The organism is Liquorilactobacillus sp., assembly GCF_047719775.1.
GTDB lineage: Bacteria > Bacillota > Bacilli > Lactobacillales > Lactobacillaceae > Liquorilactobacillus.
Genome location: NZ_JBDNTS010000005.1, coordinates 12,028 through 30,535, shown reverse-complemented (window position 1 = coordinate 30,535; position 18,508 = coordinate 12,028). Strand labels below are relative to the sequence as shown.

The window sequence follows — 18,508 nt, the reverse complement described above, 5'->3', positions numbered from 1 at the left end:
ACGATTATAAAAAAGGTTCCAAAGCAAAAAAATGCTTTAGAACCAAAAAATCACTTTTTATAACGAAGGTTTCCCAATTAAGGTACTTAGGACTAGACTAGGGACTACCCCATCATCGTAACGCCCAGTTATCGTTATAAAAGTGACAAAATGATAGTTATTTCAAACTAGTCAACTAATTCAAGAACAACCATTTTTGCTGCATCTCCGCGACGTTCTTCCATCTTGAGGATGCGTGTGTAACCACCATTGCGTTCTTCAAAACGTGGTGCTAAATCTGAGAAAAGCTTTTGTAATGCTGATTGAACAACAACATTATCACCGTCTTCTTTGACGTCAGCTACAACATTCATCAAAAATGCAGCAGCGCGACGACGAGAAGCTAAGTCGCCTTTCTTACCTAATGAAATCATCTTTTCAGCTGATTTACGCACTTCTTTAGCACGTGCATCAGTTGTCACGATTTTTTCGTTAACGAGCAGGTCAGTCGTCAAGTTACGCAACATAGCTTTACGATGTGAACTTGTTCGTCCTAATTTACGGTAACCCATGAAGTATTCCCTCCCTTAATAAAGATTAGTCATCATGACGTAATGATAAACCCAAGTCAACAAGTTTATTCTTAACTTCTTCCAATGACTTACGTCCAAGATTGCGGACCTTCATCATATCAGCTTCGGACTTGTTAGTTAACTCTTGAACTGTGTTGATTCCAGCACGTTTCAAGCAATTATAAGAACGAACCGATAAATAAAGCTCTTCAATCGTCATCTCAAGCATTTTTTCTTTATGTGTTTCTTCTTTTTCTACCATGATTTCAGCATTCTTTGCCTCATCAGTAAGATCAACAAATAAAGTTAAATGTTCTGTTAAAATTTTCGCAGATAAGCTGATAGCTTCACTTGGAGTAACTGCACCATTAGTCCAAACATCAAGTGTCAACTTATCAAAATCATCTCTTTGACCAACACGTGCTTTCTCTACTTGATAGTTTACACGTTCAATCGGGGTATAAATTGAGTCGATTGGCAATACACCAATCGGCATATCATCAGCTCTGGCTTTGTTATCATCAGCAGAAACATAGCCACGGCCAGTGTTAGCAGTCATTCGAACATGGAATGATGCGCCTTCAGCAACTGTACAAATATACAGATTGGGGTTAAGAACCTCAACATCACTACTTCCTTGAATGTCACCCGCAGTTACTTCAGCAGGACCAGCAACATTGATTTCCAAAGTTTGATTTTCTTCCGAAATAATACGCAAAGCAACTTTTTTAAGATTCAAAATGATTTGTGTTACATCTTCAAGAACACCCTTGATGGTCGAAAATTCATGCAGTACACCATCAATCTGAATATCAGTAATTGCAGCACCAGGAAGTGATGAAAGCAAAATACGACGAAGTGAATTACCTAGAGTAGTACCATAGCCACGTTCAAGTGGTTCAATAACAAATTTACCATAATCAAGATTTTCTTCTATTTTATGAATTTTTGGTTTTTCAAATTCAATCATTCTTATCTTTACCCCTTTCAAAACACGGCGTGTAATCTGGCGAAAACATTATGAAGATTTACCTCAAAATGAATACGAAACCATATTAAACACGACGGCGTTTTGGAGGACGACATCCATTATGAGGAACTGGTGTCACATCGCGAATCGATGTAACCTCAAGACCAGTTGTCTGTAAAGCACGAATAGCGGCTTCACGACCAGAGCCAGGGCCTTTAACTGCAACTTCAACACTCTTCATACCATGTTCCATTGAACCTTTAGCTGCAGCTTCTGCAGCCATTTGAGCGGCAAATGGAGTTGATTTACGACTACCCCTGAAACCAAGAGCGCCTGCAGAAGACCAAGCAATAGCATTGCCATGAACATCTGTAATCATAACAAGTGTGTTATTAAATGTTGAATGAATATGCGCTACGCCGACTTCAATATTTTTCTTTACTCGACGCTTACGTGAACCTTTCTTAACTGCCATGAAATAGCTAACCTCCTTTAATTAATTATTTCTTTCTACCAGCAATTGATGCAGCTGGGCCTTTACGTGTACGTGCGTTATTCTTCGTGTTTTGTCCACGAACTGGTAAATGACGACGATGACGTAGACCTCGGTACGATCCGATTTCTGATAAACGCTTGATATCTAAGCTGACCTCACGACGAAGATCACCTTCGACCTTGTACTTATCAGCAACAGCACGAATCTTGTCCTCTTGATCAGAAGTCAAATCGCGTACGCGAACATCCTCAGATACTTCTGCCTCTGCTAAGATTTTTTGTGCTGTAGTATTACCGATTCCATAAATGTAAGTTAATCCGATTACGATACGCTTGTCACGTGGTAAATCGACACCTGCAATACGAGCCATAACAATTACACCTCCTAATTTTTAATTATCCTTGACGTTGTTTGTGTTTTGGATTTGAGCAAATTACCATAACACGACCCTTGCGCTTAATTACTTTACAGTGTTCACACATTGGTTTTACTGATGGTCTTACCTTCATGAATTATACCTCCCAAATGTATTTGAAGTACAATCTATTTAAAGCGATAGGTAATGCGGCCCTTAGTCAAATCGTAAGGGGACATTTCGACAGTTACCTTATCACCAGGTAAAATGCGAATATAATGCATTCTGATTTTGCCTGATACATGAGCTAGTATCTCGTGTCCGTTTTCGAGTTCAACTTTGAACATCGCATTGGGTAACGTTTCTTTGATTGTACCCTCAATTTCAATCACATCATCTTTCGCCACGCAAAAGTACCTCCTTAAATGGTTTTAAAACTTTACACGCAAAACGGCAACTCCTTAAAACCAAGGAGTAACTCTTCTTACGCAAGCTAATCCATCCAAATGGACAGACTAATCCTATTGAAAAGATAAACCTGAAATAGTATATCATTTCAAAGAACTATATGCAAGCAATTTCAACAATCATTACTTCAGCTTTTCTAAAATTTCTTTGACACCACTGAAGACTTTATCAATATCTTGGTTACCATCAACTTCATGTAATAAGCCCTTTTCTTCATAAAATGCTAATAATGGAGTATTCATCTTAATATTAACACTCAAACGATTCTTAACAGTTTCGGGTTTATCATCTTCGCGCTGATAGAAGTTATGGCTACCACAACGGTCACAAATTCCCGCTACCTTCGTTGGTTTAAAGACCTTATGATATGTCGCACCACAATTTCGGCAGATAAAGCGCCCTGTCAATCGTTCTAATAATGAAGAAGGATCAACATGAATATTGATAACACCAACCAAAGCTTTTGATAACTCAACTCCCATTTCTTCCAGCGCTCTTGCTTGAACCATATTTCTAGGAAAACCGTCAAGTAAAAAGCCTTTGTCTGTATCAGTTTCACTTAAACGTTCTTTGACGATTCCATTTGTAACTTCATCTGGAACAAGTTCACCTTTATCAATAAAAGCCTTCGCCTTCAAGCCCATTGGTGTGCTATTTTTAATAGCAGCACGAAAAATATCCCCTGTTGAAATATGCGGAATATTAAATTCATCAACAATTTTTTCAGCCTGTGTCCCTTTTCCAGCTCCAGGCAGTCCCATTAACATTAAGTTCATTCCTGTCATTGTTCAATAACCTCCATAGAATGTGTAATTAGGTTTAAATGAAAAAGTTGGCTTCACTAAAGCGAAGCCGAACTCTCTTTCATCATCACTAACTTATCTAATAAAGCCAACATATTCGCGCTTCATCATCATACCCTTTAATTGTCTGATTGATTCAAGTGCAACCCCCACAACAATCAGTAAACTAGTTCCACCTAATCCGATTGATTCATCTAATCCCCAAATATTTGAGGCAACTAATGGAATTAAGGCAACGAGTCCTAAGAAGAGTGAACCGACTGAACTTAAACGCATCAACAGACGTGAAACAAATTTCTCCGTTTCCTTACCTGGCCAGACACTTGGAATATAACTACCCTGTTTCTGCAAATTCTCCGATAATTTCTCCGGATTAACCTGAACGAAAGCATAAAAGAATGTAAATACAACAATCAAAACAGTGTAAAGAATCATTCCGCCTGTAGCTTGCATGTTGAAGATGTTAGTCATCACCTGGTACCATGTAGCTTCAGAGTAATTTTGTGTAAATGCCATCAAAATAGTTTGCGGCGTTGCAATAAAGGAACTTGCAAAAATAACTGGAATAACTCCTGCCACATTGATTTTCAATGGGAGATATGAGCTGTTAGTTGCTCCTGCAAGTCGTCTAGTGTATTGAATAGGAATCTTATAACTTGCTTGTTGTACATATGTAACAAAAGCAATGATTACCAGAATAGCTATAACCAACACAACAACATATAAAATGCTCTTCCACAAGTCACCTGATGAAGCATCAGCAAATTGATCATTGTAAATCTGATGAATACCAGTAGGAATTCTTGCGATAATACCAGCCATGATTATCATTGAAATTCCGTTTCCAAAACCTCTATCAGTAATCATATCGCCAAGCCATGTAGTAAATAGCGAACCACCCGTTAAAATAATTCCTATACTTAAATATGTCTTAACTCCTGGATTTTCGACCAAATTCAAACTGCTCAGTGCATTAAATCCAGCTGTAATTCCAATTGACTGTACAAACGCCAGCACTATCGTTAAGTATCTTGTAGCTTGATTAAGCTTCCTACGACCAACTTCACCTTGTTTACTCCACTCAACAAAGCGGGGGACAATATCCATCTGAAGTAGTTGAACAATAATCTGAGCTGTGATATATGGCGAAACACCCATTGCTAAGATGGAATAGTTCGTCAAGCCACCACCACTAAAAGTATTCAAGATACTAACTAACCCTGAAGATGCAACACTACTTAAAGCCTTAGCGTTGATCCCAGGGACTGTGATATATGTGCCTAAACGAAATACAATCAAGACACCTAATGTAAATAAGATTTTGTTACGGATCTCTTTTACAGCTAAGGCGTTCTTCATCGTTTTAAGCATTAAATCACCTCGGCTTGACCGCCAGCTGCTTCAATAGCTTTTTTAGCTGAAGCAGAAAACTTGTTGGCTTTGACAGTTAACTTCTTAGTCAACTCACCATTACCCAGAATTTTAATTCCACTTAATTCTTTTTTAACAACACCATTTTCAACTAAGAGTACAGGTGTAATTTCTGTACCTTCATCGAATTTGTTAAGCGTGTCTAAATTAACAACTGCAAATTCTTTACGGTTGATATTTTGAAAACCACGTTTTGGCATACGACGGAACAATGGCATTTGTCCACCTTCAAAACCCAAGCGTACTTTGCTACGAGCCTTTTGGCCTTTTTGACCACGTCCAGCCGTCTTACCATTACCGGATGAAGTTCCGCGACCTACACGATTACGTACATGACGTGAACCTTCACTTGCTTTTAACTCATGCAATTCCATCAGGTTGGCACCTCCTTAATTAATAGTTATAACATGTCATAAACGATTACTCAGCAACTGAAACTTCAACCAAATGATTGATCTTCGTAACAGCACCACGTGTTGCAGCATTGTCAGGAAGTACAACTGTACTGTTGATACGACCTAATCCAAGTGCTTTAACAATATCACGTTGCTTTTGCGGACGCCCAATGACACTACGAACCAAAGTAACTTTTAAATTAGCCATAATATTGAGCCTCCTTTATTCTGCTAAGTGTTGTGCTGAAACACCACGAAGTACAGCAACTTCTTCAGCACTCTTCATTTTTGCTAAACCGTCCATTGTTGCGCGTACGACATTGATTGGTGTGCTTGAACCAAGTGACTTACTTGTAACATCAGCAACACCAGACAATTCCATAACGGCACGGACAGCGCCACCAGCAGCAACACCAGAACCGGCTGTAGCTGGTTTCAACATAATACGGCTACCACTATATTCACCAAGGACTTCGTGAGGAAGCGTATCGTTAACCATTGGAACTGTAATAAGATTCTTACGAGCATCATCAACAGCTTTACGGATAGCATCAGGAACCTCTTGTGCCTTACCTGTACCAAAGCCGACATGACCATTGTGGTCTCCAACAATAACTAAGGCAGCAAAACGCAAGCGACGTCCACCTTTAACAACTTTTGTGATACGGTTAATCGCAACAACGCGATCTTCTAAGTCTAATTGAGCTGGATCGATAAAAGTCATAAATTAGTTTCCCTCCCTTTCCTAAAAGTCTAATCCATTTTCACGAGCAGCAGTTGCAAGTGCTTCAATACGTCCATGATACAAATATCCACCACGATCAAAAACAACTTCCTTAATACCCTTTGCAACAGCACGTTTTGCAACAACTTCACCAACTGAAGTTGCTTGTCCTGTCTTAGAGTCACCACTGACTTCACTATCTAATGTAGAGGCACTAACTAGCGTCACACCCGCTACGTCATCAATTACTTGAGCGTAGATGTTTTTGTTAGAACGATAAACATTTAAGCGTGGGCACTTAGCTGTACCAGAGATCTTACCACGGACACGTAGATGGCGCTTTTGACGTGTCTTATTCTTATCTGGTTTTGAAATCACAATTTTCACCTCTTAATTTAATTTAGATCTTCAGTTAAACTGATTACTTACCAGTCTTACCTTCCTTACGACGAACAATTTCACCTTTATAACGAATTCCTTTGCCCTTGTAAGGCTCTGGAGCACGTGTCAAACGAATCTTTGCAGCAAAATCTCCAACAGCTTCTTTTGAAATACCAGAAACAATTATTGAGGTTGCAGAAGGTACTTCAATGCTGATCCCATTTTCAGCAACAAATTCTACTGGATGAGAGTAACCAACATTCAACACAAGTGTTTGTCCCTTCATTTGTGCACGATAACCAACACCCTGAAGTTCTAATTCCTTCTTGAAGCCTTCGGTAACACCCAATATCATGTTATGGAATACAGCTCTTGTTGTTCCATGTAATGCTTTTGTCTTGCTATCGTTGCTTGGACGATCAAATTTGACAACATTGCCTTCGATTCCCATCGAAATCTTATCAGAGAACTCACGAGTTAATTCACCTTTAGGTCCTTTAACAGTCACGATGTCTCCATCACGGTTGACCTCAATACCAGCAGGTACAGTAACTTCTTTATAACCAATACGACTCACGGTAGTGACACCTCCTTACTTTCGAAAATTTCTACCAAACGTATGCTAATACTTCGCCGCCAATTTTCTTTGCGCGGGCGTCTTTATCTGTCATAACCCCTTCTGAGGTTGAAAGAATAGCGATTCCTAAGCCATTTAGGACTTTAGGAACAGCATCTGCTTTAACATATGAACGTAGACCGGGTTTTGAAATACGCTTAATTCCAGTAATAACACGTTCATTATCCTTACTAAATTTCAAGAATACACGGATGATTCCTTGTTTGTCATCATCAATATATTCGGCATTGCGAATGAAACCTTCATTCTTGAGGATTTCTGCAATATCGTGCTTAATTTTTGAAGCAGGTACTTCAAGAGATTCGTGCTTTGCCATGTTTGCATTGCGAACACGTGTCAAGAAGTCTGCGATTGGATCAGTCATGACCATTAAATTTGCCCTCCTTTTACTTTATTGGATTACCAGCTAGCCTTTTTCATCCCAGGAATTTGACCTTTGTGGGCAAGATCTCTTAGGCAAACACGGCATAACTTAAACTTACGATAAACTGAATGTGGACGACCACAACGTTCACAGCGTGTATATTCCTGCGTAGAGAACTTAGCTTCGCGTTTGTTCTTTGCAATTTGTGATTTTTTTGCCAATGTGAACCCCCCTTTATTTAGCGAATGGCATTCCTAGTTGCGACAATAATTCTTTGGATTCTTCATCTGAATTTGCAGTTGTAACAATAACGATATCCATTCCACGAACCTTGTTAACATCATCGAAATCAATTTCAGGGAAAATTAACTGTTCACGAATACCCAATGTGTAGTTGCCACGGCCATCAAAGGCACGCTTACTAACACCATGGAAATCACGCACACGTGGTAAGGAAACAGATACTAATTTGTCCAAGAAATCATACATACGTTCACCACGCAATGTAACCTTAGCTCCGATAGGCATACCTTCACGCAAACGGAACCCAGCGATTGATTTCTTTGCCTTAGTAATAACGGGTTTTTGACCTGCAATCAAAGTCAATTCCTCAACAGCTTCATCCAAGTTCTTAGCGTTGCTAACTGCATCACCAACACCCATATTGATAACGATTTTATCAACTTTAGGAGCTTGCATGATTGAAGTATAGCCAAACTTTTCAATTATTGATGGAACTACTTCTTTATCATATCTTTCTTTTAAACGATTAACCATGAAGAAAGCAATCCTCCTTTCCTATTCTACTTATCTAAAGACTCACCAGTTTTTTTAGAAACTCGAACTTTTTTACCATCAACAACTTTTACTCCTACACGAGTTATTTCATTGTTTGCTGGATCAAGCAACATAACATTGGAAACATGAATAGGTGCTTCAATCTCAACAATTCCACCATTAGGATTTGCGTTGCTTGGCTTTTGGTGTTTCTTAATAATATTTACACCTTTAACAATTACACGGTCTTTCCCAGGGAAAACTTTTTCAACAATGCCTTCTTTACCCTTGTCCTTACCGGCAATTACCTTAACTTTATCATTCTTTTTTACAAACATTTTATTTCGCACCTCCTTGCCAATATCGGTTTATTACAATACTTCAGGTGCTAAGGAAACAATCTTCATGAAGTTTCCATCACGTAATTCACGTGCGACTGGCCCGAAGATACGTGTACCTTTAGGTGACTTGTCATCACCAATAATAACTGCTGCGTTTTCATCAAATTTGATGTAAGAACCGTCTGTACGATGTGTTCCAAACTTTGTTCGAACAACAACTGCCCTGACAACGTCACCTTTTTTGACAACGCCACCTGGTGTTGCCTGTTTAACAGTAGCAACAATCATGTCACCAATATTCGCTGTACGAACACGCGAACCACCTAAGACTTTAATTACAAGAATTTCACGTGCACCAGAGTTATCAGCAACTTTTAAACGACTTTCTTGTTGGATCACGATATGTGACCTCCTTTCGTTAACGAATCAGAATACGAATCAAAGTCCATTAAGTCTAGAAAATATCTAGATAATAACTGCCTTTTCAACGATCTCAACTAAACGGAATCTCTTTGTTGCTGACAACGGACGAGTTTCCATAATCTTTACAATGTCTCCAACTTTTGCTTCGTTATTTTCATCATGCGCTTTATACTTTTTAGAGTACTTAACACGTTTGTTATAAACTTTATGGTTCTTGTATGTTTCAATAACAACAGCAATCGTCTTATCCATTTTGTCCGAAACAACACGTCCTTGATAGACTTTACGTTGGTTACGAGCTTCAGTCATACTTTAGTTTCCTCCTCTTCGTATTCTATTTGTTCAATTCTTGTTGACGTAATGCAGTTTTAATCCGTGCAATCGTCTTACGAACTTCTTTTAAACGAGCCGTATTTTCCAATTGACCGGTAGCTAATTGGAAGCGCAAGTTAAATAATTCCTCTTTGAATTGCTTTTCTTTATCGAGCATTTCAGCAGTGGTTAATTCATTAATTTCCTTAGCCTTCATTTGATTCGCCACCTACTTCCTCACGTTTTACAAACTTAGTCTTCAATGGGAGCTTGTGGGAAGCTAAACGCAATGCTTCACGAGCAACTTCTTCCGGAACATCACCAATTTCGAAAAGAATTTTGCCACGTTTTACTGGGGCTACCCAACCTTCAGGAGCACCTTTCCCAGAACCCATACGAACACCAATAGCTTTAGCAGTAAATGATTTATGAGGGAAAATCTTAATCCAAACTTTCCCACCACGTTTCATATAACGTGTCATTGCAATACGAGCAGCTTCAATCTGACGGTTCGTAATCCAATGTGAGTCAACAGCTTGTAAACCGTATTCCCCGAAAGCAACAGTCTTGCCACCCTTTGCTTCACCACGCATCTTGCCACGAAATTCGCGGCGATGTTTTGTACGTTTTGGTACTAACATAGGTTATTTCCCTCCTTTACTATTATCTTTCTTAGCAGGTAAAACTTCCCCACGATAAATCCAGACCTTGACTCCTAATTTACCATAAGTTGTTTGTGCCTCTACCCACGCATAGTCAATATCAGCACGCAATGTGTGTAAAGGAACAGTTCCTTCTGAAAAATGTTCTACACGCGACATATCGGCGCCGTTAAGACGACCTGCAACTTGGACCTTAATTCCCTTAGCACCAGAGCGCATTGTACGTTGAATACCCTGTTTCATAGCACGACGAAATGCAACACGATTTTCTAATTGAACCGCAATATTCTCGCCTACCAACAAAGCATCTAAATCTGGTCTCTTGATTTCAATAATATTGATATGAACTCGTTTGCCTGTTAATTCATTTAATTCCTTACGAAGTTTTTCAACTTCAGCTCCACCTTTACCGATAACCATACCTGGTTTTGCAGTATGGATTGAAACATTAACACGCTTTGCAGCACGTTCAATTTCAACGGTAGAGACAGATGCATCGGCTAATTTCTTTTGAATGTATTCACGGATGTGTAAATCTTCATGTAAATTTTCAGCAAAATCTTTTTCTGCATACCATTTTGCATCCCAGTCACGAATGATTCCTACACGTAATCCCGTTGGATTTACTTTTTGACCCACGCATTATCCCTCCTTATTTTACAGATACAACTACAGTAACATGACTAGTACGCTTGTTGATTGGAGAAGCAGAACCTTTTGCACGAGGACGAAAACGTTTTAAGGTTGGTCCTTCATTAACAAAAGCTTCACTGATAATTAAATCTTCAACATCCAAGTCAAAATTATTTTCCGCATTTGCAATTGCCGATTTTAATACTTTTTCGATAATTAGGGAGCCAGCTCTTGGTGTGAACTTCAAAATCCCTAATGCTTCAGCTACACTTTTGCCACGGATGAGATCGATCACTAGACGTGCTTTACGTGCAGGGATTCGAACTGTTTTGGCAGTTGCTTTTGCTGATGTTACTTGTTCAGCCATTTTATTACCCTCCCTTACTTAACACCTGTTTTTTTATCGCCAGTACCATGACCACGGAATGTACGTGTTGGTACAAATTCACCTAATTTATGGCCAACCATATCTTCTTGAATATAAACTGGTACATGCTTACGACCATCATACACAGCGATTGTATAACCAATGAAACTTGGGAAAATTGTTGAACGACGTGACCATGTCTTAATTACAGATTTCTTTTCTTGATCTGCTTGAGCTTCGATTTTCTTCATTAAATGAGCATCAGCAAATGGTCCTTTTTTCAAACTACGACTCAATGTGAATCCTCCTTTCGGATCATCTAATCCTTAAGCAACCTTCTGGCTACTTGTTACGTTTACGTACGATAAATTTATCAGATTGTGCCTTCTTAGAACGCGTCTTGTAACCCATCGTTTTCTTACCCCATGGTGACATAGGACTTGGATGTCCGATAGGAGCTTTACCTTCACCACCACCATGTGGATGATCGTTAGGGTTCATTACAGAACCACGAACTGTAGGACGTTTACCAGCCCAACGTGAACGGCCAGCTTTACCGATTTTGATAAGCTCATGTTGCTCATTACCAACCGCACCAATTGTAGCACGACAAGTTGAAAGCACCATACGAACTTCGCCAGAAGTCAAACGAACTAAAGCATATTTGCCTTCTTTACCCAATAACTGTGCTGAGGTACCAGCTGAGCGAACTAACTGGCCGCCCTTTCCAGGTTTGAGTTCGATATTATGAATAACTGTACCAACAGGGATATCTGATAATACTAAAGTATTACCTACCTTAATATCTGCTTCTTTTCCTGATTGAACAACTTGGCCGACTTCAAGGCCTTTAGGAGCAAGGATGTATGACTTAATACCATCAGCATAAACAAGTAATGCAATGTTTGCTGAACGGTTTGGATCATATTCGATTGCTTTAACTGTTGCAGGTACATCATCTTTAATACGTTTAAAATCAATTAAACGATATTGACGCTTGTGACCACCACCACGATGACGAACAGTAATGCGACCATAACTATTACGGCCGGCTGTCTTGCTTTGTGATTCAAGCAAAGATTTTTCTGGAGTTGTTTTTGTAATTTCAGAAAAATCTGAACCAGTCATATTACGGCGTCCGTTAGAGGTTGGTTTAAATTTTTTGATCCCCACGTGTATTCCCTCCTATATACAAAATTTTATTCTTCAAATAATTTGATTTCTTTTGAATCTGCACTTAAAGTAACGATTGCTTTTCTACGCTTCTTTGTATAGCCAGCATAGCGACCCATACGTTTTAATTTGCCTTTGACATTCATGACGTTAACTTTGATAACCTTAACGTCGAAAATTTCTTCAACAGCCTTCTTAACTTCAATCTTAGTTGCACGCGTGTCAACATCAAATGTATAACGCTTTGCATCCAAATTTGCAGTCGAAGCTTCTGTAACAACTGGTTTTAAGATAATTTTACGTGCTTCCATTTTATGCAAGAACCTCCTCTACTTGAGAAAGAGCTTCTTGAGTCATGACTAACTTGTCGCTATTAATGACGTCTAACACATTAACGCCTTTAGCACTAACAACCGTAACATTTGGCAAGTTACGAGCTGAAAGAGCGGCTAAGTCATTGCCATCTTCAAGAACTACTAAAACTTTTGTCTTAACATCTAAGCTATTCAAAACTTCTGCGAAGGCCTTTGTTTTTGGTTGTTCAAAACTTAGCTTATCAACAATTAGTAAACCTTCATTCAATACTTTTTGTGAAAGTACTGACTTGATTGCTAAACGGCGAACCTTCTTTGGAAGTTTGTAGCTGTATGAACGTGGTGTTGGTCCGAAGACTACTCCACCACCAACCCATTGTGGTGAACGGATTGAGCCCTGACGAGCACGACCTGTTCCTTTTTGACGCCATGGTTTCTTACCACCACCAGAAACAGCACTTCTGTTCTTAACGGCATGTGTTCCTTGACGTAATGATGCACGCTGCATAATCACTGCATCAAAGACGACATTATCATTTGGTTCGATACCAAAAATGTTTTCGTTTAATTCAACTTCACCATTTTTACTACCATCTTGCTTAAATAATGTAACTTTTGGCATTTAATTGTCCTCCCTTCCTCAAATTATTTTTCTTTAATCGTACCAACAACAGTAACTAATGATTTGTTAGCACCTGGTACATTACCTTTGATTAAAAGTACGTTGTTTTCCATATCTGCTTGGACAATTTCAAGATTCTTAATCGTAACGCGATCTCCACCCATACGACCTGGAAGAAGTTTGCCTTTAAATACACGGTTGATAACGGCACCCATTGAACCAGGACGGCGATGGTAACGAGACCCATGAGCCATTGGCCCACGTGATTGTCCCCAACGCTTAATGTTACCTTGGAAGCCATGGCCCTTTGATGTACCTATGACATTAACGATGTCGCCTGTTTCAAAGATATCCGCCTTAACTTCATCTCCGACTTTATAATCTCCTAGCTCAACATCTTTAATTTCACGAATGAAGCGCTTAGGAGCAGTTTTTGCTTTTGCTGCATGACCTTTAGCAGGTTTGTTTGATAACACTTCACGTAAATCATCAAAGCCCAACTGTACAGCTTCGTAACCATCATTTTCGACAGTTTTGACTTGCATTACAACGTTAGCACTAACTTCAACGACAGTTACAGGAACTAATTCGCCGTTATTAGTGAAAACTTGCGTCATCCCTACTTTTTTCCCTAAGATTCCTTTAGTGGTCATGAATACACCTCCAATTAATTTATTTTACTATTGCTTTAGTAATTACTGAATTATAATTTGATTTCAATATCAACACCACTAGGTAGATCCAATTTCATCAATGAATCAACCGTTTTAGGTGTTGGATTAATAATATCAATCAAACGCTTATGTGTGCGCATTTCGAATTGCTCACGTGAGTCCTTGTACTTATGTGGTGAACGGATAACCGTATAAAGTGTACGTTCCGTTGGTAATGGAATAGGACCTGCGATTGTTGCACCAGTTCTCTTTGCTGTTTCGACAATCTTATCAGCAGATTGATCTAAAATGCGATGTTCGTATGCCTTTAAACGGATACGGATTTTTTGTTTTGCCATTTTGTTCCCTCCTTCGTCTATTTTAAAAACAAGACTAGCTCCGTCAAAATTCCCAACCACCCCATGGCAAAGCTCCCGGGTGTGTCGCAACCTTCAACATCACAGCTCAAACTTCTTTTTAATACGCGCACTCATCCCTTGGACAAGTACCTTTTTATAATACCTTGGATATATCTTCAAAGCAAGCTTTTTTTCAATTTAATTTGCATTTTTTTAAAAAAATGCTTATTCTTTTTGTAAACACTTCTAGAAGGGACCAATATCAATGAAAAAAGCTCTCATAGTAATTGATTATACAAATGATTTTGTTGCTGATAAAGGTGCACTAACCTGTGGTGTTCCTGGGCAAGCAATTGATACAAATATCGTAACGCTGGCTAACAAGTTTTTCGCCAACCATGATTGCATTATATTTCCTACAGATCTTCATACTCAAGATGATCCATACCATCCCGAAACAAAACTTTTCCCTCCTCATAATCTGGCCAATACTTGGGGACGAAAATTATTTGGAAATGTTGGTAAATGGTTCGATTTGCACAAAAATAATGAAGAGATTTATTTCTATGATAAGAACAGGTACTCTGCTTTTGCAAATACTAATCTTGAAAACTTCTTACGTACACATCATATTGAAGAACTTTATCTCTGCGGTGTTTGTACTGATATTTGTGTCCTCCATACTGCCATCGACGCTTATAATAAGAATTTCAAAATTACAATTCCACAAAACGCAGTTGCCAGCTTCAACCAAACAGGACATGAATGGGCACTTGACCACTTTAAGACTAGTCTTGGTGCAAAAATTATTTAAGATCCACTTTTAACAAAGATTGCTTTAAATTACCATTGTACAAAAACTGCATATATTATACAAAAAAGGACGGAGTCAAAATTTAATTTTTGATCTCGCCCTTTTCTAATTATTCGACGCTACCGCCATTTTTCTTGATAATCTCTTCTTGAATAGTCTTTGGAACTGGTTCGTAATGATCCATTGTCATTGTGAAAGTCCCACGACCCTGTGTTGCTGAACGCAGTGTTGTAGCATAGCCAAACATTTCAGCAAGTGGCACAAAAGCCTTAACAACTTGTGCATTACCACGAGCTTCCATCCCCTCAACACGACCACGACGAGCATTAACGTGTCCCATAACATCACCTAAGTAATCTTCAGGAGCAACGATTTCAACACGCATGATTGGTTCAAGAATTGCAGCGCCTGCCTTCTTAGAAGCATTACGCAACGCTAATGATGCGGCAACCTTAAATGCAGCTTCACTAGAATCGACATCATGATAACTCCCATCGTATAACTTAGCCTTAACATCAATCAATGGATATCCTGCAAGAACACCATTCTTCATTGATTCACGTAAGCCTTGTTCTACTGAAGGAATATATTCACGAGGAACAACCCCACCAACAATAGCATTTTCAAATTCAAAGCCTTTACCCTCTTCGTTTGGTGTAAATTCAACCCAAACATCACCATACTGGCCTTTACCACCAGACTGGCGCACGAACTTACCTTGTGCAGACACTTGTTTTGTAAATGTCTCACGATAAGCAACTTGTGGAGCACCAACCTTGGCCTCAACCTTAAATTCTCGTCTCATACGATCAACGATAATATCCAGATGAAGTTCACCCATTCCAGCAATTAATGTTTCGCCTGTCTCTGGGTTGGTTTCTGTCTTGAAAGTTGGATCTTCTTCAGCGAGTTTTTGCAAAGCAACATCCATCTTATCTTGGTCAGCCTTCGTATTTGGTTCAATCGACACCTGGATAACTGGATCAGGGAATTCCATCGATTCGAGAATTAATGGATGCTTGATATCAGTTAAGGAATCTCCAGTCGTTGTATCTTTTAAACCAATCGCAGCTGCAATATCGCCAGAGAATACTTCAGCAATTTCTTTACGATGATTTGAATGCATTTGCAACAAACGTCCAACACGTTCACGCTTGTCTTTTGTAGCATTTAATACGTAAGAACCAGCTTCAAGTGTTCCTGCGTATACACGGAAGAATGTTAAACGCCCAACGAATGGGTCTGTAGCAATCTTAAATGCCAAACCAGCAAATGGCTTATCATCACCTGCAACTAATTCAACTTCTTCATCAGTGTCTGGATTAGTAGCCTTATATGGTTTAACATCCAAAGGTGAAGGTAAGTAATCATTAACTGCATCAAGCATCATTTGGACACCTTTATTTTTGAAAGCTGAACCAGCCAAAACTGGGAACAGTTCCAAGCCCAATGTTGCTTTACGAATAGCTGCTTTCAATTCATCCTTGGAAATTTCTTCACCTTCAAGGTATTTTTCCATAATGCCTTCATCAATATCAGCGATTGCTTCAATCATTGCATCTCTGCGATTTTGTGCTTCTTCTTTATATTCATCAGGGATATCAACTGTATCCCATTTTGAACCAAGCTCATCTTCATCGTAGATATCGGCCTTCATTTCAATTAAGTCGATCACACCTTGAAATTCATCTTCAGCACCAATTGGCATCTGAATAGCTACGGCATTTGCTTGAAGACGGTCCTTGATTGTACTTACAGAATAATCAAAGTTTGCACCAATTTTATCCATTTTGTTTGCAAAAACAATCCGGGGAACAGCATATGTTGTGGCTTGACGCCAAACATTTTCTGTTTGTGGTTCAACACCTGATTGTGCATCAAGAACAACCACTGCGCCATCAAGAACACGCAATGAGCGTTCAACTTCAACAGTAAAGTCAACGTGTCCTGGAGTATCAATAATATTAATACGGTGACTCTTCCACTGTGCAGTTGTTGCAGCAGAAGTAATTGTGATCCCACGCTCTTGCTCTTGTGCCATCCAATCCATCTGTGATGCCCCTTCGTGGGTCTCACCAATTTTATGAATTTTACCAGTATAATATAAGATTCGTTCTGTCGTTGTCGTTTTACCAGCATCGATATGAGCGACGATTCCGATATTACGTGTCCTTTCTAACGGAAATTCACGTTTGTTAGCCATTTGAGAGATTTCTCCTTCCAAATCTAATTAAAATTATGAATATTTCAAATAATTTCAAAAAAATGACTACTATAGGATTACAGAAATCATATAATAGCCATCTTCCAAAATTACCAGCGATAATGTGCAAATGCACGGTTTGCATCTGCCATTTTATGTGTATCTTCACGCTTCTTAACAGATGCGCCAGTATTATTAGCAGCATCAATAATTTCTTTTGCCAAACGTTCTGGCATAGTATGTTCACCACGTAAACGCGAGTAGTTCACTAACCATCTTAAACCTAATGTAGTACGACGATCTGGACGAACTTCAATAGGAACCTGATAATTAGAACCCCCCACACGGCGAGCCTTAACTTCAAGTACAGGCATGATATTCTTCATTGCTTCTTCAAACACTTCCAATGGTTCATTACCTGTTTCTTCTTTAATTGAATCAAAAGCTTCGTATAAAATTCTTGAAGCAGTCCCACGCTTTCCATCAACCATCAAACGATTAATTAAGCGTGTAACCAATTTAGATTTGTAAATTGGATCTGGGAATACTTCGCGCTTTGTAACAGCACCTTTTCTTGGCATCTAAATAACCTCCTTAAACCGATCTATTATTATTTCTTAGGTCTCTTAGTACCATACTTCGAGCGACTTTGTCTACGGTCAGTAACACCGGCTGTATCCAAAGCACCACGAACGATATGGTAACGAACACCAGGAAGATCCTTTACACGACCTCCACGAATCAAAACAACACTATGTTCCTGTAAGTTATGACCGATACCTGGAATGTACGCTGTTACTTCAATCAAGTTGGACAAACGAACACGAGCATACTTACGTAAAGCTGAGTTAGGCTTCTTAGGTGTCATTGTACCAACACGAGTTGCAACCCCACGTTTTTGAGGAGCAGGATTATTTGTTTGAGCTTTCTTATAACTGTTATACCCAAAGTTTAAAGCTGGGGCATCAGATTTTGAACCTTTAGATTTACGACCTTTACGAATTAATTGATTAATTGTTGGCATCTAAAGCTTCCTCCTTTCTAAATTTACATCTTTTAAGTACACACATCCAGGTGGTTCATTATTTTGCAAAAAAATAAAAAGAACCTAGACCTAGATGAAACAATGTATGCTAACGTAACACAGTCAGCATGTCCCGACAACGAGAGAAACTGTTCACATAAAGCACCTTGAGTATAATAACATCTCATTTAGGTGTCTGTCAATATTTTTTAAATATTTTCCATTTTTATTTTGAATGCGTAATTACATTTAGATA

33 protein-coding genes are annotated in these 18,508 nt (G+C 39.0%); 1 reads left to right on the top strand and 32 read right to left on the bottom strand.

Annotated features, from left to right (window positions below; translation table 11 throughout):
• Positions 1-167: 167 nt before the first annotated feature.
• The 29 genes from rplQ to rpsJ all read right to left on the bottom strand — a co-directional run bounded on the left by rplQ (position 168) and on the right by rpsJ (position 14,211).
• A complete protein-coding gene (gene rplQ / locus ABF682_RS03760; protein ID WP_289979578.1) occupies positions 168-551 on the bottom strand; it encodes a 50S ribosomal protein L17 in 384 nt (127 codons plus the stop codon).
• 25 nt (positions 552-576) lie between these two features.
• Positions 577-1,521: a DNA-directed RNA polymerase subunit alpha gene (locus ABF682_RS03755; protein ID WP_415619037.1), complete on the bottom strand. Its 945-nt coding sequence runs from the start codon at positions 1,519-1,521 to the stop codon at positions 577-579.
• Positions 1,522-1,606: 85 nt separating this feature from the next.
• The gene (gene rpsK, locus ABF682_RS03750; protein ID WP_289979582.1) at positions 1,607-1,996 is read right to left on the bottom strand and encodes a 30S ribosomal protein S11; all 390 of its coding nucleotides are present in this window, start codon (positions 1,994-1,996) and stop codon (positions 1,607-1,609) included.
• A gap of 25 nt (positions 1,997-2,021) precedes the next feature.
• Positions 2,022-2,387: a 30S ribosomal protein S13 gene (gene rpsM, locus ABF682_RS03745; protein WP_003689378.1), complete on the bottom strand. Its 366-nt coding sequence runs from the start codon at positions 2,385-2,387 to the stop codon at positions 2,022-2,024.
• 25 nt (positions 2,388-2,412) lie between these two features.
• On the bottom strand, positions 2,413-2,526 hold the full coding sequence (gene rpmJ / locus ABF682_RS03740; protein WP_003689393.1) for a 50S ribosomal protein L36: 114 nt from the start codon (positions 2,524-2,526) through the stop codon (positions 2,413-2,415).
• Between the two features lie 34 nt (positions 2,527-2,560).
• The gene (gene infA / locus ABF682_RS03735; protein WP_003689399.1) at positions 2,561-2,779 is read right to left on the bottom strand and encodes a translation initiation factor IF-1; all 219 of its coding nucleotides are present in this window, start codon (positions 2,777-2,779) and stop codon (positions 2,561-2,563) included.
• A 183-nt stretch (positions 2,780-2,962) separates the two neighbouring features.
• Positions 2,963-3,616, bottom strand: a complete 654-nt coding sequence (locus ABF682_RS03730) for an adenylate kinase (RefSeq protein ID WP_415619099.1) — start codon at positions 3,614-3,616, stop codon at positions 2,963-2,965.
• A gap of 102 nt (positions 3,617-3,718) precedes the next feature.
• Complete coding sequence (secY, locus tag ABF682_RS03725; protein WP_289979778.1) at positions 3,719-5,014, bottom strand: preprotein translocase subunit SecY; 1,296 nt, start codon at positions 5,012-5,014, stop codon at positions 3,719-3,721.
• On the bottom strand, positions 5,014-5,448 hold the full coding sequence (gene rplO, locus ABF682_RS03720; RefSeq protein WP_289979779.1) for a 50S ribosomal protein L15: 435 nt from the start codon (positions 5,446-5,448) through the stop codon (positions 5,014-5,016). Before rplO ends, secY begins: the two co-directional genes overlap by 1 nt.
• 46 nt (positions 5,449-5,494) lie before the next feature.
• Positions 5,495-5,677 (bottom strand): 50S ribosomal protein L30, encoded by a 183-nt coding sequence (rpmD, locus tag ABF682_RS03715; RefSeq protein WP_289979782.1) that lies wholly within the window; start codon positions 5,675-5,677, stop codon positions 5,495-5,497.
• Positions 5,678-5,692: 15 nt separating this feature from the next.
• Positions 5,693-6,193 carry a 30S ribosomal protein S5 gene (gene rpsE, locus ABF682_RS03710; protein ID WP_289979786.1) on the bottom strand — a complete coding sequence of 167 codons (501 nt, stop codon included), beginning with the start codon at positions 6,191-6,193 and terminating at the stop codon, positions 5,693-5,695.
• 21 nt (positions 6,194-6,214) lie between these two features.
• Positions 6,215-6,571 carry a 50S ribosomal protein L18 gene (rplR, locus tag ABF682_RS03705; RefSeq protein WP_289979787.1) on the bottom strand — a complete coding sequence of 119 codons (357 nt, stop codon included), beginning with the start codon at positions 6,569-6,571 and terminating at the stop codon, positions 6,215-6,217.
• 43 nt (positions 6,572-6,614) lie between these two features.
• Complete coding sequence (gene rplF / locus ABF682_RS03700; RefSeq protein ID WP_289979788.1) at positions 6,615-7,151, bottom strand: 50S ribosomal protein L6; 537 nt, start codon at positions 7,149-7,151, stop codon at positions 6,615-6,617.
• Positions 7,152-7,182: 31 nt separating this feature from the next.
• Positions 7,183-7,581: a 30S ribosomal protein S8 gene (gene rpsH, locus ABF682_RS03695; protein WP_289979791.1), complete on the bottom strand. Its 399-nt coding sequence runs from the start codon at positions 7,579-7,581 to the stop codon at positions 7,183-7,185.
• Positions 7,582-7,610: 29 nt separating this feature from the next.
• Complete coding sequence (locus ABF682_RS03690) at positions 7,611-7,796, bottom strand: type Z 30S ribosomal protein S14 (RefSeq protein ID WP_003689416.1); 186 nt, start codon at positions 7,794-7,796, stop codon at positions 7,611-7,613.
• Positions 7,797-7,809: 13 nt separating this feature from the next.
• On the bottom strand, positions 7,810-8,352 hold the full coding sequence (rplE, locus tag ABF682_RS03685; RefSeq protein ID WP_289979799.1) for a 50S ribosomal protein L5: 543 nt from the start codon (positions 8,350-8,352) through the stop codon (positions 7,810-7,812).
• 26 nt (positions 8,353-8,378) lie between these two features.
• Positions 8,379-8,690 (bottom strand): 50S ribosomal protein L24, encoded by a 312-nt coding sequence (rplX, locus tag ABF682_RS03680; protein ID WP_289979801.1) that lies wholly within the window; start codon positions 8,688-8,690, stop codon positions 8,379-8,381.
• A 33-nt stretch (positions 8,691-8,723) separates the two neighbouring features.
• Positions 8,724-9,092, bottom strand: coding sequence for a 50S ribosomal protein L14 (gene rplN, locus ABF682_RS03675; protein WP_289979803.1), 369 nt, complete (start codon positions 9,090-9,092; stop codon positions 8,724-8,726).
• Between the two features lie 66 nt (positions 9,093-9,158).
• Entirely contained in the window at positions 9,159-9,425 is a 267-nt protein-coding gene (gene rpsQ / locus ABF682_RS03670; protein ID WP_289979806.1) for a 30S ribosomal protein S17, read from the bottom strand.
• Positions 9,426-9,450: 25 nt separating this feature from the next.
• Positions 9,451-9,645 carry a 50S ribosomal protein L29 gene (rpmC, locus tag ABF682_RS03665; RefSeq protein ID WP_003689426.1) on the bottom strand — a complete coding sequence of 65 codons (195 nt, stop codon included), beginning with the start codon at positions 9,643-9,645 and terminating at the stop codon, positions 9,451-9,453.
• Positions 9,635-10,069 (bottom strand): 50S ribosomal protein L16, encoded by a 435-nt coding sequence (gene rplP, locus ABF682_RS03660; RefSeq protein ID WP_289979808.1) that lies wholly within the window; start codon positions 10,067-10,069, stop codon positions 9,635-9,637. The genes rpmC and rplP overlap by 11 nt, the downstream gene beginning before the upstream one ends.
• Positions 10,070-10,072: 3 nt before the next feature.
• Positions 10,073-10,729 carry a 30S ribosomal protein S3 gene (rpsC, locus tag ABF682_RS03655; RefSeq protein ID WP_289979809.1) on the bottom strand — a complete coding sequence of 219 codons (657 nt, stop codon included), beginning with the start codon at positions 10,727-10,729 and terminating at the stop codon, positions 10,073-10,075.
• 13 nt (positions 10,730-10,742) lie between these two features.
• Positions 10,743-11,090 (bottom strand): 50S ribosomal protein L22, encoded by a 348-nt coding sequence (gene rplV / locus ABF682_RS03650; protein WP_289979810.1) that lies wholly within the window; start codon positions 11,088-11,090, stop codon positions 10,743-10,745.
• A gap of 14 nt (positions 11,091-11,104) precedes the next feature.
• Positions 11,105-11,386 carry a 30S ribosomal protein S19 gene (gene rpsS / locus ABF682_RS03645; protein WP_289979811.1) on the bottom strand — a complete coding sequence of 94 codons (282 nt, stop codon included), beginning with the start codon at positions 11,384-11,386 and terminating at the stop codon, positions 11,105-11,107.
• 46 nt (positions 11,387-11,432) lie between these two features.
• A complete protein-coding gene (rplB, locus tag ABF682_RS03640; protein WP_415619036.1) occupies positions 11,433-12,263 on the bottom strand; it encodes a 50S ribosomal protein L2 in 831 nt (276 codons plus the stop codon).
• Between the two features lie 26 nt (positions 12,264-12,289).
• Positions 12,290-12,574: a 50S ribosomal protein L23 gene (rplW, locus tag ABF682_RS03635; RefSeq protein WP_289979813.1), complete on the bottom strand. Its 285-nt coding sequence runs from the start codon at positions 12,572-12,574 to the stop codon at positions 12,290-12,292.
• A 1-nt stretch (position 12,575) separates the two neighbouring features.
• Entirely contained in the window at positions 12,576-13,199 is a 624-nt protein-coding gene (gene rplD / locus ABF682_RS03630) for a 50S ribosomal protein L4 (RefSeq protein ID WP_289979816.1), read from the bottom strand.
• A gap of 23 nt (positions 13,200-13,222) precedes the next feature.
• On the bottom strand, positions 13,223-13,852 hold the full coding sequence (gene rplC / locus ABF682_RS03625) for a 50S ribosomal protein L3 (RefSeq protein WP_415619035.1): 630 nt from the start codon (positions 13,850-13,852) through the stop codon (positions 13,223-13,225).
• Positions 13,853-13,902: 50 nt separating this feature from the next.
• A complete protein-coding gene (gene rpsJ / locus ABF682_RS03620) occupies positions 13,903-14,211 on the bottom strand; it encodes a 30S ribosomal protein S10 (RefSeq protein ID WP_289979820.1) in 309 nt (102 codons plus the stop codon).
• A 265-nt stretch (positions 14,212-14,476) separates the two neighbouring features.
• Here rpsJ and ABF682_RS03615 point away from each other — a divergent pair, with 265 nt between their 5' ends.
• Positions 14,477-15,025: a cysteine hydrolase family protein gene (locus ABF682_RS03615; RefSeq protein ID WP_289979823.1), complete on the top strand. Its 549-nt coding sequence runs from the start codon at positions 14,477-14,479 to the stop codon at positions 15,023-15,025.
• A 109-nt stretch (positions 15,026-15,134) separates the two neighbouring features.
• On the opposite strand, the gene fusA is transcribed toward ABF682_RS03615, so the two are convergent.
• The 3 genes from fusA to rpsL form a co-directional block, all read right to left on the bottom strand.
• Positions 15,135-17,228, bottom strand: coding sequence for an elongation factor G (gene fusA / locus ABF682_RS03610; protein WP_415619034.1), 2,094 nt, complete (start codon positions 17,226-17,228; stop codon positions 15,135-15,137).
• A 110-nt stretch (positions 17,229-17,338) separates the two neighbouring features.
• A complete protein-coding gene (gene rpsG, locus ABF682_RS03605; RefSeq protein WP_003689451.1) occupies positions 17,339-17,809 on the bottom strand; it encodes a 30S ribosomal protein S7 in 471 nt (156 codons plus the stop codon).
• Positions 17,810-17,838: 29 nt separating this feature from the next.
• Positions 17,839-18,252 (bottom strand): 30S ribosomal protein S12, encoded by a 414-nt coding sequence (rpsL, locus tag ABF682_RS03600; RefSeq protein WP_289979829.1) that lies wholly within the window; start codon positions 18,250-18,252, stop codon positions 17,839-17,841.
• Positions 18,253-18,508: the final 256 nt, after the last annotated feature.

Bases quoted from the DNA above. Each gene is read 5' to 3' on its own strand.
- rplQ (WP_289979578.1), bottom strand. From the start codon at position 551: ATGGGTTACCGTAAATTAGGACGAACAAGTTCACATCGTAAAGCTATG.
- ABF682_RS03755 (WP_415619037.1), bottom strand. From the start codon at position 1,521: ATGATTGAATTTGAAAAACCAAAAATTCATAAAATAGAAGAAAATCTT.
- rpsK (WP_289979582.1), bottom strand. From the start codon at position 1,996: ATGGCAGTTAAGAAAGGTTCACGTAAGCGTCGAGTAAAGAAAAATATT.
- rpsM (WP_003689378.1), bottom strand. From the start codon at position 2,387: ATGGCTCGTATTGCAGGTGTCGATTTACCACGTGACAAGCGTATCGTA.
- rpmJ (WP_003689393.1), bottom strand. From the start codon at position 2,526: ATGAAGGTAAGACCATCAGTAAAACCAATGTGTGAACACTGTAAAGTA.
- ABF682_RS03730 (WP_415619099.1), bottom strand. From the start codon at position 3,616: ATGAACTTAATGTTAATGGGACTGCCTGGAGCTGGAAAAGGGACACAG.
- secY (WP_289979778.1), bottom strand. From the start codon at position 5,014: ATGCTTAAAACGATGAAGAACGCCTTAGCTGTAAAAGAGATCCGTAAC.
- rplO (WP_289979779.1), bottom strand. From the start codon at position 5,448: ATGGAATTGCATGAGTTAAAAGCAAGTGAAGGTTCACGTCATGTACGT.
- rpmD (WP_289979782.1), bottom strand. From the start codon at position 5,677: ATGGCTAATTTAAAAGTTACTTTGGTTCGTAGTGTCATTGGGCGTCCG.
- rpsE (WP_289979786.1), bottom strand. From the start codon at position 6,193: ATGACTTTTATCGATCCAGCTCAATTAGACTTAGAAGATCGCGTTGTT.
- rpsH (WP_289979791.1), bottom strand. From the start codon at position 7,581: ATGGTCATGACTGATCCAATCGCAGACTTCTTGACACGTGTTCGCAAT.
- rplE (WP_289979799.1), bottom strand. From the start codon at position 8,352: ATGGTTAATCGTTTAAAAGAAAGATATGATAAAGAAGTAGTTCCATCA.
- rplX (WP_289979801.1), bottom strand. From the start codon at position 8,690: ATGTTTGTAAAAAAGAATGATAAAGTTAAGGTAATTGCCGGTAAGGAC.
- rpsQ (WP_289979806.1), bottom strand. From the start codon at position 9,425: ATGACTGAAGCTCGTAACCAACGTAAAGTCTATCAAGGACGTGTTGTT.
- rpmC (WP_003689426.1), bottom strand. From the start codon at position 9,645: ATGAAGGCTAAGGAAATTAATGAATTAACCACTGCTGAAATGCTCGAT.
- rplP (WP_289979808.1), bottom strand. From the start codon at position 10,069: ATGTTAGTACCAAAACGTACAAAACATCGCCGCGAATTTCGTGGCAAG.
- rplV (WP_289979810.1), bottom strand. From the start codon at position 11,090: ATGGCTGAACAAGTAACATCAGCAAAAGCAACTGCCAAAACAGTTCGA.
- rplW (WP_289979813.1), bottom strand. From the start codon at position 12,574: ATGGAAGCACGTAAAATTATCTTAAAACCAGTTGTTACAGAAGCTTCG.
- rplD (WP_289979816.1), bottom strand. From the start codon at position 13,199: ATGCCAAAAGTTACATTATTTAAGCAAGATGGTAGTAAAAATGGTGAA.
- rplC (WP_415619035.1), bottom strand. From the start codon at position 13,852: ATGACCACTAAAGGAATCTTAGGGAAAAAAGTAGGGATGACGCAAGTT.
- rpsJ (WP_289979820.1), bottom strand. From the start codon at position 14,211: ATGGCAAAACAAAAAATCCGTATCCGTTTAAAGGCATACGAACATCGC.
- ABF682_RS03615 (WP_289979823.1), top strand. From the start codon at position 14,477: ATGAAAAAAGCTCTCATAGTAATTGATTATACAAATGATTTTGTTGCT.
- fusA (WP_415619034.1), bottom strand. From the start codon at position 17,228: ATGGCTAACAAACGTGAATTTCCGTTAGAAAGGACACGTAATATCGGA.
- rpsG (WP_003689451.1), bottom strand. From the start codon at position 17,809: ATGCCAAGAAAAGGTGCTGTTACAAAGCGCGAAGTATTCCCAGATCCA.
- rpsL (WP_289979829.1), bottom strand. From the start codon at position 18,252: ATGCCAACAATTAATCAATTAATTCGTAAAGGTCGTAAATCTAAAGGT.